Source organism: Escherichia sp. WS33, assembly GCF_046486385.1.
Taxonomy (GTDB): domain Bacteria; phylum Pseudomonadota; class Gammaproteobacteria; order Enterobacterales; family Enterobacteriaceae; genus ECMA0423.
Map to the genome: position 1 here is coordinate 1 of NZ_JBJQLJ010000048.1, position 14,855 is coordinate 14,855.

At 51.7% G+C, this 14,855-nt stretch carries 7 protein-coding genes and 4 pseudogenes; 4 read left to right on the forward strand and 7 right to left on the reverse strand.

The features are described from left to right. Positions 1-72 (reverse strand): IS1 family transposase (locus ACJHXA_RS22725; protein ID WP_001568368.1); only part of this gene is annotated, 72 nt, incomplete at its 3' end. A 234-nt stretch (positions 73-306) separates the two neighbouring features. Between ACJHXA_RS22725 and iroN the strand changes: the two genes are divergently transcribed. Further along, positions 307-2,484: a siderophore salmochelin receptor IroN gene (gene iroN / locus ACJHXA_RS22730; RefSeq protein WP_001222186.1), complete on the forward strand. Its 2,178-nt coding sequence runs from the start codon at positions 307-309 to the stop codon at positions 2,482-2,484. Positions 2,485-2,528: 44 nt separating this feature from the next. On the opposite strand, the gene iroE is transcribed toward iroN, so the two are convergent. From iroE to ACJHXA_RS22755, 5 genes and pseudogenes are all read right to left on the reverse strand, one after another. Further along, the gene (gene iroE / locus ACJHXA_RS22735) at positions 2,529-3,485 is read right to left on the reverse strand and encodes a catecholate siderophore esterase IroE (RefSeq protein ID WP_064055648.1); all 957 of its coding nucleotides are present in this window, start codon (positions 3,483-3,485) and stop codon (positions 2,529-2,531) included. Between the two features lie 84 nt (positions 3,486-3,569). Further along, on the reverse strand, positions 3,570-4,799 hold the full coding sequence (iroD, locus tag ACJHXA_RS22740; protein ID WP_000933675.1) for a catecholate siderophore esterase IroD: 1,230 nt from the start codon (positions 4,797-4,799) through the stop codon (positions 3,570-3,572). Positions 4,800-4,902: 103 nt separating this feature from the next. Further along, entirely contained in the window at positions 4,903-8,562 is a 3,660-nt protein-coding gene (iroC, locus tag ACJHXA_RS22745; RefSeq protein ID WP_001111199.1) for a salmochelin/enterobactin export ABC transporter IroC, read from the reverse strand. A gap of 139 nt (positions 8,563-8,701) precedes the next feature. After that, positions 8,702-9,817, reverse strand: coding sequence for a salmochelin biosynthesis C-glycosyltransferase IroB (gene iroB / locus ACJHXA_RS22750; protein WP_001318220.1), 1,116 nt, complete (start codon positions 9,815-9,817; stop codon positions 8,702-8,704). A 1,310-nt stretch (positions 9,818-11,127) separates the two neighbouring features. Continuing rightward, positions 11,128-12,147, reverse strand: a pseudogene (locus tag ACJHXA_RS22755) (integrase core domain-containing protein); the annotation flags it as partial. A 520-nt stretch (positions 12,148-12,667) separates the two neighbouring features. On the opposite strand from ACJHXA_RS22755, the pseudogene ACJHXA_RS22760 reads away from it, so the two are divergent. Both ACJHXA_RS22760 and ACJHXA_RS22765 read left to right on the forward strand, forming a co-directional pair. Beyond that, positions 12,668-12,772, forward strand: a pseudogene (locus ACJHXA_RS22760) (lysis system i-spanin subunit Rz); the annotation flags it as partial. Next, positions 12,732-12,880, forward strand: a pseudogene (locus ACJHXA_RS22765) (Rz1 family lipoprotein); the annotation flags it as partial. The pseudogenes ACJHXA_RS22760 and ACJHXA_RS22765, both read left to right, overlap by 41 nt. A gap of 83 nt (positions 12,881-12,963) precedes the next feature. On the opposite strand, the gene iss reads toward ACJHXA_RS22765, so the two are convergent. Further along, positions 12,964-13,257 carry an increased serum survival lipoprotein Iss gene (gene iss, locus ACJHXA_RS22770; RefSeq protein ID WP_000738422.1) on the reverse strand — a complete coding sequence of 98 codons (294 nt, stop codon included), beginning with the start codon at positions 13,255-13,257 and terminating at the stop codon, positions 12,964-12,966. Between the two features lie 626 nt (positions 13,258-13,883). Here iss and ACJHXA_RS22775 point away from each other — a divergent pair. Further along, a pseudogene (locus ACJHXA_RS22775) lies at positions 13,884-14,855 on the forward strand (IS3 family transposase); the annotation flags it as partial.

A 14,855-nucleotide genomic window follows, 5' to 3' on the forward strand; every position in this document is an offset into this window, starting at 1 on the left:
GGTGCTTTTGCCGTTACGCACCACTCCGTCAGTAGCTGAACAGGAGGGACAGCTGATAGAAACAGAAGCCACTGGAGCACCTCAAAAACACCATCATACACTAAATCAGTAAGTTGGCAGCATCACCATCAATTTGATATTTATGAAAAATCAATATATTTATCTTGTGAGGGATTGCTTTTTTTTTGCTAAATGATATTAATTATCATTCTTATATAAAAACAATAATGGCAGTAAAAAATATCTGGCAAGGATGTGAGCTTAACGATCAAACATTTTAAGTTAGGCATTTATTAGGGAATAGGTATGAGAATTAACAAAATCCTCTGGTCGCTAACTGTGCTCCTGGTTGGGTTGAATAGCCAGGTATCAGTAGCCAAATCCTCCGACGATGATAATGACGAGACTCTGGTGGTGGAAGCCACCGCTGAGCAGGTATTAAAACAGCAGCCGGGCGTGTCGGTTATTACCAGCGAGGATATTAAAAAGACCCCTCCGGTAAACGACCTTTCAGATATTATTCGTAAAATGCCTGGCGTCAATCTTACCGGCAATAGCGCCTCGGGCACACGCGGTAACAACCGCCAGATCGATATTCGTGGTATGGGGCCGGAAAACACCTTAATTTTAATTGATGGTGTACCGGTGACGTCACGTAACTCCGTGCGTTATAGCTGGCGTGGAGAGCGTGATACCCGCGGTGACACCAACTGGGTGCCACCGGAACAGGTTGAGCGTATTGAAGTGATCCGCGGCCCTGCGGCGGCGCGCTACGGTTCGGGGGCAGCCGGGGGGGTGGTGAACATCATTACCAAACGTCCCACCAACGACTGGCACGGTTCGCTGTCGTTATACACCAATCAGCCGGAAAGTAGCGATGAGGGCGCTACGCGTCGCGCCAATTTCAGCCTTAGTGGGCCTCTGGCTGGTAATGCTCTTACCACGCGTTTGTATGGTAACCTGAATAAAACGGATGCTGACAGTTGGGATATTAATTCTCCGGTCGGTACGAAAAACGCAGCCGGGCATGAAGGGGTACGTAACAAAGATATTAACGGCGTTGTCTCGTGGAAATTAAATCCGCAGCAGATTCTCGATTTCGAAGCCGGATATAGCCGCCAGGGGAATATCTATGCGGGCGATACGCAAAACAGTTCTTCCAGTGCAGTTACCGAAAGCCTGGCAAAATCCGGCAAAGAGACGAACCGCCTGTACCGACAGAATTATGGCATTACGCATAATGGTATCTGGGACTGGGGACAAAGTCGCTTTGGTGTTTATTACGAGAAAACCAATAATACCCGCATGAATGAAGGATTATCCGGCGGTGGTGAAGGGCGTATTTTAGCGGGTGAAAAGTTTACGACCAATCGCCTGAGTTCCTGGCGAACCAGCGGCGAGCTTAATATTCCTTTGAATGTGATGGTTGATCAAACGCTGACCGTTGGTGCAGAGTGGAACCGCGATAAGCTCGATGATCCTTCCTCTACCAGCCTGACGGTGAATGACAGTGATATCAGCGGTATTTCTGGCTCTGCTGCGGATCGCAGCAGTAAAAATCATTCTCAAATCAGTGCGCTGTATATTGAAGATAACATTGAGCCGGTTCCTGGCACGAATATCATTCCCGGCCTGCGCTTTGATTATCTCAGCGACTCCGGCGGGAACTTCAGCCCCAGTCTGAATCTTTCGCAGGAATTGGGCGATTATTTCAAAGTCAAAGCAGGGGTTGCCCGAACCTTTAAAGCCCCAAACCTGTATCAATCCAGTGAAGGCTATCTGCTCTACTCGAAAGGCAATGGCTGTCCAAAAGATATTACATCAGGCGGGTGCTACCTGATCGGTAATAAAGATCTCGATCCGGAAATCAGCGTCAATAAAGAAATTGGGCTGGAGTTCACCTGGGAAGATTACCACGCAAGTGTGACCTACTTCCGCAATGATTACCAGAATAAGATCGTGGCCGGGGATAACGTTATCGGGCAAACCGCTTCAGGCGCATATATCCTCAAGTGGCAGAATGGCGGGAAAGCTCTGGTGGACGGTATCGAAGCCAGTATGTCTTTCCCACTGGTGAAAGATCGTCTGAACTGGAATACCAATGCCACATGGATGATCACTTCGGAGCAAAAAGACACCGGTAATCCTCTGTCGGTCATCCCGAAATATACTATCAATAACTCGCTTAACTGGACCATCACCCAGGCGTTTTCTGCCAGCGTCAACTGGACGTTATATGGCAGACAAAAACCGCGTACTCATGCGGAAACCCGCAGTGAAGATACTGGCGGTCTGTCAGGTAAAGAGCTGGGCGCTTATTCACTGGTGGGGACGAACTTCAATTACGATATTAATAAAAATCTGCGTCTTAATGTCGGCGTCAGTAATATCCTCAATAAACAGATCTTCCGATCTTCTGAAGGGGCGAATACCTATAACGAGCCAGGCCGGGCTTACTATGCCGGAGTTACCGCATCATTCTGATCGTAGTGTTTCAGGCGTACTGCCCGCGTAAAAGCGGGCAGTGTTTAGTGGCTTAACTCATGACAACCTGCTGTGTAATTTGCGTTTTCACCACTGATATCTAACAGTGCCTGGCGAAAGGAGGCATTGAACATCGGCCCGTGTCCTAGGTTGGGGAAATCCCAAAATACGGCATTGACGCCTTTATCTTTCAGTATAGTGAGGGTGGTATGAATTTTCGACAGCACCCCGACAGCATGCGTTTCCCGGTTATCACCCTGTGTCGCCGAGCCTTCCATTATCGCCAGGTGTTTGGCGCAGAATTGCAGAGGCTCAACCGCCGTAACGCGGCTTAGCAAAGCATCATAACCTCTGCCCAACGACGGGCTGGCGCTGTAGTACGACCGGAAGTAAGAGGAGGACAGCCAGGAATCCAGCACGAAGAGGCCGCCGTAGGAGTGCCCCCATAAGCCGCGGCGTTGCCGATCGATATTCAGTCCCTGTTCCACTTTTGGGGCAATACGCGTTTCCAGTAACTGGCGGAAGTTGTTGCTGCCACCACTCTTACGGCTAAAATGCCCTGAGTGGAGATCTGTTTTTCTGCTTTTTGCTGCTGGCGTATAGTCGTAAGCCCTGCTGTTGAGATCGAAAGGGAGGTTGGTCTGATACCCGACAGCCACGATCACTGGCGGTGTTTTTTCTGACAATTGTTTGAGCAGTTCGTCATCCAGGCGATCCATAACTGCGTTACCGTCAAGCATATATAAAATCGGGTAACCCGATGCCGGTGCGGTTGTATTCGGCACGGCCGTCCATACCCGATAATGGCGTGTGCCATCGACAGAGTCGAAAGAGGTGACGCTGAAATGGTAAAACACGGAGCCTTTATCGGCTATATTCGGCCCCAGTGGCCGCATATCCGGCTTCGCATAAACTTGCGCACTACAGATAAGGGTGAGGCAAGAAAGATGAAAGAAAATCGCTTTATGCGGGCGTGTTGAGCGATACTCGCGGGCATACATCTGATGATTATTCCTTTTCCGCAGGTGACTATTTGATTTATTCAGGAAGTCTGTACCGTTTCCTGAAAGTGTTTGTGGGTCAACTCAACCCTGTAGTAAACCAATCCCGTCAATCAGTGCACCGCGCCACCATGCGTAATCGTGACCACCGGTGTAGATTGCGCAATGGCTTTCGACGCCAGCGGTAATCAGCCGCTGGTGAAGCTGCTGAACGTGAGGCACTGTCGAACCTTCCAGCGATCCCACGCACAGGCTGATACGTACGCCCTGCGGTGGGGCAGAAAGCAGATGCTCACTCACCCATGAGGTATCGGTTTCGCTGAACAAGCCTGGTCGACTGGTTCTTTCTGGCGTCCACCACATTGAAGGAGAGTGGCTGAGCACCAGACCGAACGTTTCCGGTGCGTAACGAGCCCCCATTAGCGCACTGATCCCGCCGAGGCTCTGCCCGGCCAGCACTGTGCGCGAACGGTCTGCCCACTGACGCTGCGGTTGTTCAGCGCGAATCATCGGCAGCAGATGTCCGGCGATATCCTTTATCAGTTTGCTGCGCCCGCCGAGTATCTCAGTGCGTTCATGTTCATTAATGTTGTCAATGCCCAGTACAGCCACGGGCACGATGCGCCCATTATTTATGGCGGCGTCAATTGCCGCGCATACGCCAAGGTGATCAAACCAGGTTTCACCATCGGGCAGCACGACCAGCCCGAGGGGCTGAGAAATATCAACATCCGGAATATAGAGCCGAACCTGGCGAGATTTCCCGGCGATAATGCGCATGGAGGTAAGCAGTTGTCCGGTGTGGAAGCCGCCGTTCCATTCCGACAGGGCGGGAGCTTTATCAAGTGTCAGCACTGATTCCTTTGCGTTTCCCCGAACGTTGATCTCCGGCATTTTGTTTAGCGGATCGGCCTTTCCGGCAAGGGTGGCAAAACGGCCTCCGGACAGTGCAATCGTCTCAGCCGTAGTGCCGGGGGGGATTTCCAGCAGCGAATAGGAGCCGCAGTAACTTGCGGGTAAACGCAGTGTCAGTGTCCAGATATCCGTTTCGGGAAGGGCGCTCATCATTCCTTTTTCTACGTGCTCTTTATCCGTCACCCGGTTCAGACGCAGATAAACGCCCTGCAGAGGATGTCGGGCGCGCCACAGAAAGGTCACTTCTCGCTCATCTTCCGCTCCTTCGACTGGCGTCACAAGAGGAACATTCAGCGACTCAGCTTCGCGCCAGAAGTCAGTAAGGTTAGCAATGTGGCCCGCTGCCAGTTGGTTGCGCAGGCTGGCGATAGCAGAGGGATGTTGTTGCATGTTCAGCATTCATACTCTTTAAAAATTAAGGATGTCAGTATAAATAATTAAAGCGGCTATTCACGGTACCGCCGCTTCTGACTGTGTTTTTAATACATTACGTGTCCAGTAACTATCCCGGGGTTTCCTCCTTCATGTTGTGCTGGCGATGGAGCGCAGTACTGCTGACGCTGTCATGCCATAAGCGGGTATAGAGGCCGCCCGCAGATAACAGCTGTTCGTGGGTTCCGTATTCCGCAAGTAACCCCTTATCAATAACGGCAATCAGATCGCAGCGTTGCGCGGTGGTCAGACGATGTGCAACAATCAGCGCCGAGTGCTTCCCGGCATGCACGACATCTGTTAACGATGACATCAGTCGTTCTTCGGATGTGCGATCCAGACATGACGTGGCTTCGTCGAGCAGCAGGATGTGGGCATTCGCCAGTTGCGCGCGGGCCAGCGCAATCAACTGGCGCTGACCTGCGGGCAGATCGGCTCCGCCGTTATTCACCGGTGTCCGGAATCCCTGCGGCAGATTGCACACCATCTCATACAGCCCTGCCCGCTGTGAGGCAATTTCAACGTCTTCATTGGTGGCGGATGGCCGTGAATAACGAATGTTTTCTGCAATATCACTACTAAACAGTGCTACATCCTGATCGACAAGCCCAATCTGGCGACGATACTCAGTGAGCGAGGCATCATCGAGCATTTGCACACCGATTCTGATGTTGCCGTGCGTGGGGAAATACAACCCGGCAATCAGCTTAATCAGCGTCGACTTACCCGCACCGCTGCGACCGACGACCGCGACAACCATTCCCTCTGGGATCGTCAGGGTAAGTTTGTTCAGAGCTGGCTCGTGACTGTCGGGATAACTGAACGTGACCTCATCAAGATGCAGTGCACCGGTGACAGGGAGGACCGAAGAGGACCCGAGGTGCTCAGTGCCTTCTGTCGCCAGTAGTTCATCAATATGTTTGCCGCTGGCTGTCGCCTGCTGCCAGGCGTCGACAATCCCTGATAACTGCTGCACTGGCCCATAGAATTGCCCCAGCAACAGGAAGAAAGCCGCCAGTACCCCGGCAGTCATTTCTCCAGCGGCGACCTGCGAAGCTCCCACTAACAGAACAGCGGCATAGGAGGCCTCGGTGCAGAATGTCAGGAACGGAAAATAGACTGCAAGGTATTTTTGTGCTCGCACACGGGTTGCGCGGAAACGCTCCGATAACGCGCGCAGCCGGGCGCCCTCCAGTTCCTGCTGACCATGCGATTGCACGACACGCAGGCCAGAGACTTTTTCCTGCAGGGTGCTGTTGACTTTGCCTATTTCCAGCCGTGCCTGTGCATAAGCAGGGGTACTGAGGCGGCGATAAATCATGGTTGCCAGTGCGGCCACTGGCACTGCGCTTAATGCCGTCAGCGCCAGGAACGGGTCGAGCCAGAACATGGTGGCGGCGATTGCGAACATCGTCACCAGACTGGTGGCCGCACCGGCAAGGCCGTTTTGCAGAAAGCGGGCGAGAGAGTCCACATCAACGGTCATGCGGGTAAGACGCGAATCGGCATGCTTTTCATGCCAGGGGAGTCCAAGACGCAGCATATGGCCGAAGCTGCGCAAGCGCACCGAATGCTGAACTGATTCCGCCGCTCTGGCGGCGAAGACCGTCTGCAGAGAATAACTGCACCAGCCCACAATGACTAGGCACAGGGCGAGCAGGGCACAGAGGCCGATGATCGACATATCGCCTGTGGCGACACCGGAGTCAATGCCGTGCTGCAACAGTATCAGTACCCCTACGCCTGCCGCAGAATCGAGTGCGATCAGCAGAGCGGCGATGACGAACATCCACGCCACAGGCTTCAGTAGTGACGTGACTTTGCGACCTTTACCGGCCAGCGCCTGCTGTACTGCATTTTCCGGTACGCGGGTCATACGGGCGACAAAACCTTTATCCCCCGTATCCGTTACATCGTCTTGTGTCGCTGGTTCAGCCGGCCACAATTCGTTGTGGCTATTGTGGGACGTGGCCAGAAAATCGCTGTCGCCGGTCATCAGTGCGCGGAACGCCGGACAGCGCGCTTCAAGTTCTGCCGGGGTTCCGGTATCCACCATACGGCCCTTATCCAGCACCACAACCCGGCTGGCTAGCTGAAGTGTTGAACGCCGTCGGGCAATCACCAGCAGCATATGCCCTTCGTCAGCATAGCGACCCAGCGCGGTATTAATCTCCGCTTCCGTAACAGCATCAACCGCTGAGGTGGTATCATCCAGGATTAACACGTCCGGTGCAGTAATGAGCGCCCGCGCCAGCGCTATTCGCTGCCTCTGCCCGCCGGAAAGATTCGTACCCCGTTCGGTTAACAGGCTATCGAAGCCTTTCGGCAGGGCGTTGATAAAATCGCTGGCTCCTGCAGCAGCTGCCGCACGGCGAATGTCGTCCGCCGTTGCCTGAGGGTGGCCATAGGCGATATTTTCCGCCACCGTACCGGCAAACAGAAAAGCATCTTCAAATACGATGCCTACCCGGCGACGAAGCGCCTCCAGTCTGATATCGCGAAGATTTTGTCGGCCTTCGCTGGTGTTGAGCCATATCTTTCCGGAGCAGGGATCATAAAAACGCGCCAGCAGCATCAACAGGGTCGATTTTCCTGAACCCGATGCGCCCACCACCGCCACGGTTTCACCGGCGCGCAGGGAAAAGGAGATATTGCTGAGGATATGTCTGTCGCCATGGTGGTAGTCAAAGCTCATATTCTCCAGTTCCAGTCCGACAACCTGACTGTTAATCGACTCCGTCCCGTCCTCCATCTGTGAACGGGTGTCGATCAGTGCAAACACCCGCTCCACGGACGCCTGAGTGCGCTGTGCGATAACCAGAAACGATGCCAGTACGCGGGTTGGCCCGGTCAGCATCGCGAGGAAGCTGGCGAATGCAACGAAGGTACCGAGATCGATCCGCCCGTGCATGACCGACCACCCGCCGTAGCACAGCAGGACGATTTGCCCGAGCACCGGTAGCGCCAGCATGGTGGCCCCAGGCATCGCCTGCGAGATAACCGCACCGATGCGTACACGCACAATCTGCCGCGACTGCCTATCGAGCCAGTGCGTTTCACGCATCTCTGCCACACAGGATTTTACCACTGAGATCTGTGCCAGCACCTCGCGTATATGTTCGGTGAGATTCGCCAGTTGGTCCGAGGCCAGCCCGGTTTGCGCGAAGACCCTACGACGCGCACGAAGCGCGGTGATCGCCAGGCATACCAGTACGCACACGACGATAAGCGTCATGGCAGGGGACATCCACAGCATCACGGCAATGCCGGCAATGTAATAAGTGAACACTGCCAGCGGCACCGGGCACATCTGCAGCAGGGTATGCACCTGCTGCAGATCGCTGTTGGTCCGTGAAATCACCTGCCCGGTGCGCAGCGCATCCTGGCCTGCGCCGTCAAGTTTCTGAATACTGTCGAATACCCGTCCTCTGAGGGTATGCTGCACCCAGAGTGAGAGCATCCCGGCATAACCACGGCGCACATAGTTACCGATGAAATCAAAAAAAGCGATCAACAGTAACCCGCAGGCCAGCCACGGCAGGCGGGCCGGATTGCCCGCCAGTGCGTCATTCACAGCCTGTCTTGTCAGCAGTGGCGTCAGCGCAGCCAGCAAAATAGTCGATACTGACGCTACCACCACGATGACACTAAGTTTCTTACGTTCCCAGCACACGCGCGCTAGGCGAACTATCCATGACTGAGCCGGTGTGGGAGTGTGATTCGCAGGCATTAAGCCTCCTCCGTCTGTAAAATACGATCCACTGGCCGGATCGTTCCGCAAAAAAGCCAGCACGCTCCGGTCCCGCATTGTTATGGATGCATGACTCCTGGATGGGTGCTGGCATATGATTATCATGAAGGTGTAGTGGTTACCCTTTCTGTACCATTGTGATCAGGCTTTTCGCCACTTCACCTGGGCAGGGTTGCGCCGCCATTTCCGCTGCTACCTCTTCAGAGGCTTTGCGAAGTGAGCGATTGTTGAGGAAAGCATTGATCATGTTACTCGACAGGCCGACGTCGCCAGGGATAATCCCGCAGCCGCGTTCGGCAACAACGCGGGCATTTACCGGGCGATCGGCTCCCTGGCCGAAGACGATTTGTGGAATACCAGCGTGTAGCGCTGTCAGGGTATTGCCTGCTCCGCCATGATGAATGAAACCATCTGCGCCGTTGAGGAAGACACCCATGGGTATCCAGTCAACCAGGCGAACATTTGACGGCAGCGAGCGCAAATCGGACCGCGCATTGGCTGAAATATGCAGGATGATCTCGGCATCGACCTCACTGGCAGAATCCATAACCCAGGCGATTAGATCAAGGCCGTCAACCATCGGTTTGACAGTGCCGAGACTCACCAGCAGACGTTTACGCTCGGGCCTTCTCTCCCACCATGGTTCCCACACCGCGCCACCGTTATACGGGACGTACTGCATCGGAATAATGGGTTCACCGTCGTTTTCCAGAATGCTCATACTCGGCGGTGTTACGTCGATCCAGGCCATATCACGTGGTGTGGCCCCCACATTGTGGCGACGATAGGCGTCCGTGAGCGAACGCGTTACACCCTTGATATGCCAGGGGGTATGGCCGAAGCCTACGGTTTGCATCACGACCGGTATATCATATTTGGCGGCAATCAGCGGCCCGATGACTCCGAGCGGAGGGTAGATGATGAGGTCAGGCCGCCAGTGTCCGGCAAACTCCACCAGATGGTCGGCCATTTCTTCGCTGAAGAATGAGAAGTTGCCCATTTGGGTTCCGATATTACTTTTTTTCCGCTGTGCCTCATGGTGGCGGTAACCAGCTTCGGAATCCAGACCGGGTGCGGCGTCAAACACCACCAACCCGGCCTCTGCCGCTTTTTGTGCGAATTGTCCTCCACTGGCGATCAGCACTTCATGACCGTTAACGCGAAATGCCTGCGCCAGAGACAGCACAGGATACAACAGCCCATAGAGAGGCGGGCCTACAAACAAAATACGCATGAGAAAATCCCTCTCCGCTTGACGATCTAAATCAGGCAGTCGACGCACTCATATGCCAGCAGCAGGACACGACTTTTCGTTAAACCTGCTTTACCAGATGCTGCGCCATTTGTGCTTCACCAGCGTTATGGACAGCTCAGTCAGAGACTTTTCCGTGACATACACAGGTGAACAGGGAACTCCGTATCCCCACTTCCATTAACGCTTACGCGCCATTGTCCTGTTGAACAGCCCAAATGGCGTCGGACAGCTACGCCGGGATGTTCTGACGCATTTGTGCAGTGTTAGACCGAACAACGAATCTGGAAAGAACCGTGATTTCTTAGACACACGATGCATCATCCTGATAGTCTCGCCTTCGCTGGTCTGTAAGTAAAAACGCCGTTGTACAGGCGATGTTTGTTCCCTTTCAGCCTTACCAGAAACAACACAGACACAAATGCTAATGATAATAATTACCAATATCATTTAACTATTGCAACGGTAATTAAAACTTAATAAAAAGGGAAGCTCCCAGAGGGCTATCTGGGGATATTTAAATTGAAACCTACGCTGCTACAGACCGTGGAGAATATCTTGCAAACGCTGAGCATGCTGTTCCAACTCACCGGAAGGCTGATAGACGTTAAGGCATTGGTGAGCGGTTCTGCCGTCGCCAAAAATGTATAGAGAACTCCGACCAGCAGCGTTTCATCCTCTGTCTATAGCGCAAGCGTGTCGAGAACTACTGCTGATATTACGCTGTTGGCGAATAATCCGATTTTTGCTCCTGACCAGGTGAGTTTTTTCGGCTTTTCGCTGCCAGTATCAGGCTTTCACGTCATCATTTTGGATACGTTATTTCACTAAATGGTCATTGTTAGGGAAAAGAGAATGTGTGACTAGGTCGTTTAGCGTTGCTTTCCATCACACTCTAGCCAATTCACAACTATGGGCGGTTCTCGACGATTCCAGGTCAGGTTGACGGGACGCTAGTGGTTTCAAAGCTTGGTCAACAGATAACGATTGAAAAAGTCATGATCTTACTGAAGTTGTGCGGATAGTGAGTAATGCCGCGAGACGAACTGGCCGGGAGATTGATGGAACTTTAAAAATTATCTCTTAACGCATTTACGAATGCAAAAAGTCTATTTTTTGGTTAGCGGAGAATTTGTTAAAAGAATCCAGCATAGTGAATCCCCCTGCGCGGCTGTCTCTTGATCAGATCTCCTGATAAAGAGACTTCATCACCAGCCTCAACCATATCCTGAAGTCTGAACCAGCCATCCCACATATCTACCCAACCGGGGCGGCCTGTGCGTTTGCTGTGTATGGGTCCACCACATATTGCAATTTTTGTTCTCTTTTAAAATATATTCCACGGGCGTCGTTAGTGCGAGCGCCTTGTGGAGTCTTTTGCTGTTATACAGCGCCAGATATTCCGCCAGTTTCAGGTTAAACAACGCCAGATCCTCAAAGAGTAAAATTTCATTAAATTCAATGAATTGCTCTCTTAATGCCCGGTTAAAACGTTCACAGATAGCGTTCATTTTTGGCGTGTAGGGATAGGTCCAGAGGTGTTTGATGGCGGCTTCCTGCAGCGTTTTGTCAAAGCTTCCCAGGAACTCTTTCCCGTTATCTGTGATGATCTGGCTGATACCGACAGGGAACAGCCGGGCTGCACGGCTGAAAAAGTGATTGACGATATCACTGTTGAGCGACGGCACAGCCAGCGCCAGTACATAATCGCTGTGTTCGTCGATCATGGTAATGATATAGCGACGCATTTCACCCATTCTGAGCTCAATGGCGTCCATCCCAATGAGCTCTCCTGTCTTTACCGGACGGTAGTGCTTTGGCCTGCGGGGGGGGGGGTGGTTCGCTTTTTGACAAGCAGAGCCTTACCCCGCGAGCTCAGACGTACTGGTATCATCCGCATTTTATCGTGTGCGGTGGCGATCATTCTGCCGATGGTGGAAACACTCGGGCAGGTCTGATGGCGTTATGCGCACCAGGGCTTCAGGCGAACAAAAATCTGCTCTTTACCGAGGTTCGGCAGCTCTGTCCTGAGGCGTCGAATCTCTTTCAGCACATCGGGATGCCAGTGCTTTTTTCGTCGCACCAGAGGTGCCTTACTGTGCGGGATTAGCCCCTCAGGTCCTCCCTTGATCAGTAACTGACGCCACCAGTAAAGCGTGCGGCAGGATACGCCAAAGGCTTCAGAAGCTGCAGAAATACCGTGTTTATCCCAGAAGTGCAGAGCCTTCATTCTCATTGTTGCTATATCAGCCATCACTGAAAGCCTCAACGCATAATCGGCTGCTTAGGATAGCCAACCTCAGGTGCTGCATTTGCATAGTGCAATCTCCCCTTACTTATCCGGAGGCAATTGCAATATCTCTGTGAACTTACACTGTGTATCATCAGGTTATTATGTGAGCTGGTAAATCAGATTTTGCATGGACTGAAATGATGCTGTTATTTAGGGACAAAGAACCGACTTTTTCTCTTGCCTCCTCGCCAGTAATGATTAATGGGAATGCTTCCTCTGGGGAGGAGGACAGTAGAAAAAAGAACCCGCCAGCAAAAATATTGGGGATGAACAGCTTTCGCTACTCAGGTTGTTGGCGGGTAAATTTCCTCATGAAATAAGAATGCTACGCGCTCTTTTTAATGAAAATGATAATCACTGTCAACTAATTGCGCATATTTTCTTCATACATGATTGATAAAGGTGATTCAGACTATCAGTGTTTTGCTGATGGCCTTTTTGTCTTTAGAAAACACCAGCCAGGCTGGTTGGTTCAGTTAAGCTTTCAGCTTCGAGAATTTTATGAAAGCTATTGATTTGTTAAAATAAATCACAGTCTGGTGACTGCAAAAGTTAAACGAGAAATCAAAAGGTGGCCCAAATCTGAAAATGAAGCTCTGCGTGATGATGTTGCCGCTGGTCGTCGTCGGTTGCATATCAGATCAATCTGCCCATCCCCGCGTGAAGCCACCACCGCCTCGGGCGTGGATAATGCAGCCCCCCCGACTGGCAGACATCGCTGAACAGGATTATTTCCTCCCTCAGAGAGAGGCTTATCACTATGCAAAAACAACTGTAGGGAGCCCAGAAGTATATTAATGAACAGTGCAGATGAGCTCCCCATATCGATGGGCAACTATTGTGAGCAATATACCCGGGCTTCCAGCGGAGTATAGATGCCAAAAGTGATAAAACCGAGCAATCCATTTACGAATGTTTGCTGAGTTTCTGTTTTAACAACATTTTCTGCACCGCCACAAATTTTGGCTGCATCAACAGTTTTCTCTTGTCCAATTCCCGAAACGAAGAAATGATGAGTGATGGTTTCCTTTGGTGTTACTGCTGTCGGTTTGTTTCCAACAGTAAACGTTTGTTGAGCACATCCTGTAATAAGCATTGCCAGAGCGGCAGAAAATAACATTTTTTTCATCTTATTATCCTGCATTGTTAAAAACGGCAGAATCCTATGTGATAATAATTAAACGATAGCTAAATGAACGAAAATTAAAAGTATAAAAGTGGTTACTCAGACTTGGTAGGTACTCAGAATCATGGGAAATGAATAAACCGCTTCATCTGTCCATTACTCTTTTAGGTATGTTGTATTGTCGCCATATTCCCCGCATTAACCATGACAGTAGCCCGACGGAGAACTCCTTCTGCAAGAGTATACGGGAATAATCAAAAACGATGCACATCAAGTGGTTCGGGTTGCTGTTTTACTAGTTTTCGCCACAAAAGCCACTATTTTCCCAGACAATATATCTCTGTCTGGGTTACATAACGTTTGTCCGTTTATTTCCTTACTGATTGAACAGACCTGATTTCGTATAGTGTAATGTATGTAGCATACAGCAACAGAATATCTTATCTCTGGCTACGGTGTATCGTACAGAACGGGCAAAATGCGGCGGTTTCTCCACAAGCATGTGGAGAAACATTCTGCCTCTAGGATTCGTGCACCTTAGACTGGCCCCCTGAATCTCCAGACAACCAGTATCACTTAAATAAGTGATAGTCTTAATACTAGTTTTTAGACTAGTCATTGGAGAACAGATGATTGATGTCTTAGGGCCGGAGAAACGCAGACGGCGTACCACACAGGAAAAGATCGCAATTGTTCAGCAGAGCTTTGAACCGGGGATGACGGTCTCCCTCGTTGCCCGGCAACATGGTGTAGCAGCCAGCCAGTTATTTCTCTGGTGTAAGCAATACCAGGAAGGAAGTCTTACTGCTGTCGCCGCCGGAGAACAGGTTGTTCCTGCCTCTGAACTTGCTGCCGCCATGAAGCAGATTAAAGAACTCCAGCGCCTGCTCGGCAAGAAAACGATGGAAAATGAACTCCTCAAAGAATCAAAGAAGCCGTTGAATATGGACGGGCAAAAAAGTGGATAGCGCACGCGCCCTTATTGCCCGGGGATGGGGAGTAAGCTTAGTCAGCCGTTGTCTCCGGGTGTCGCGTGCGCAGTTGCACGTCATTCTCAGACGAACCGATGACTGGATGGATGGCCGCCGCAGTCGTCACACTGATGATACGGATGTGCTTCTCCGTATACACCATGTTATCGGAGAGCTGCCCACGTATGGTTATCGTCGGGTATGGGCGCTGCTTCGCAGACAGGCAGAACTTGATGGTATGCCTGCGATCAATGCCAAACGTGTTTACCGGATCATGCGCCAGAATGCGCTGTTGCTTGAGCGAAAACCTGCTGTACCGCCATCGAAACGGGCACATACAGGCAGAGTGGCTGTGAAAGAAAGTAATCAGCGATGGTGCTCTGACGGGTTCGAGTTCCGCTGTGATAACGGAGAAAAACTGCGAGTCACGTTCGCGCTGGACTGCTGTGACCGTGAGGCACTGCACTGGGCGGTTACTACGGGCGGCTTCAACAGTGAAACAGTACAGGACGTCATGCTGGGAGCGGTGGAACGCCGCTTCGGCAACGAGCTTCCGGCGTCTCCAGTAGAGTGGCTGACGGATAATGGTTCATGCTACCGGGCTAATGAAACACGGCAGTTTGCCCGGAT

What these genes read in the sequence shown, in the direction of transcription:
- iroN (WP_001222186.1), top strand. Translation starts at nt 307, where the DNA reads ATGAGAATTAACAAAATCCTCTGGTCGCTAACTGTGCTCCTGGTTGGG.
- iroE (WP_064055648.1), bottom strand. Translation starts at nt 3,485, where the DNA reads ATGTATGCCCGCGAGTATCGCTCAACACGCCCGCATAAAGCGATTTTC.
- iroD (WP_000933675.1), bottom strand. Translation starts at nt 4,799, where the DNA reads ATGCTGAACATGCAACAACATCCCTCTGCTATCGCCAGCCTGCGCAAC.
- iroC (WP_001111199.1), bottom strand. Translation starts at nt 8,562, where the DNA reads ATGCCTGCGAATCACACTCCCACACCGGCTCAGTCATGGATAGTTCGC.
- iroB (WP_001318220.1), bottom strand. Translation starts at nt 9,817, where the DNA reads ATGCGTATTTTGTTTGTAGGCCCGCCTCTCTATGGGCTGTTGTATCCT.
- iss (WP_000738422.1), bottom strand. Translation starts at nt 13,257, where the DNA reads ATGAAAAAAATGTTATTTTCTGCCGCTCTGGCAATGCTTATTACAGGA.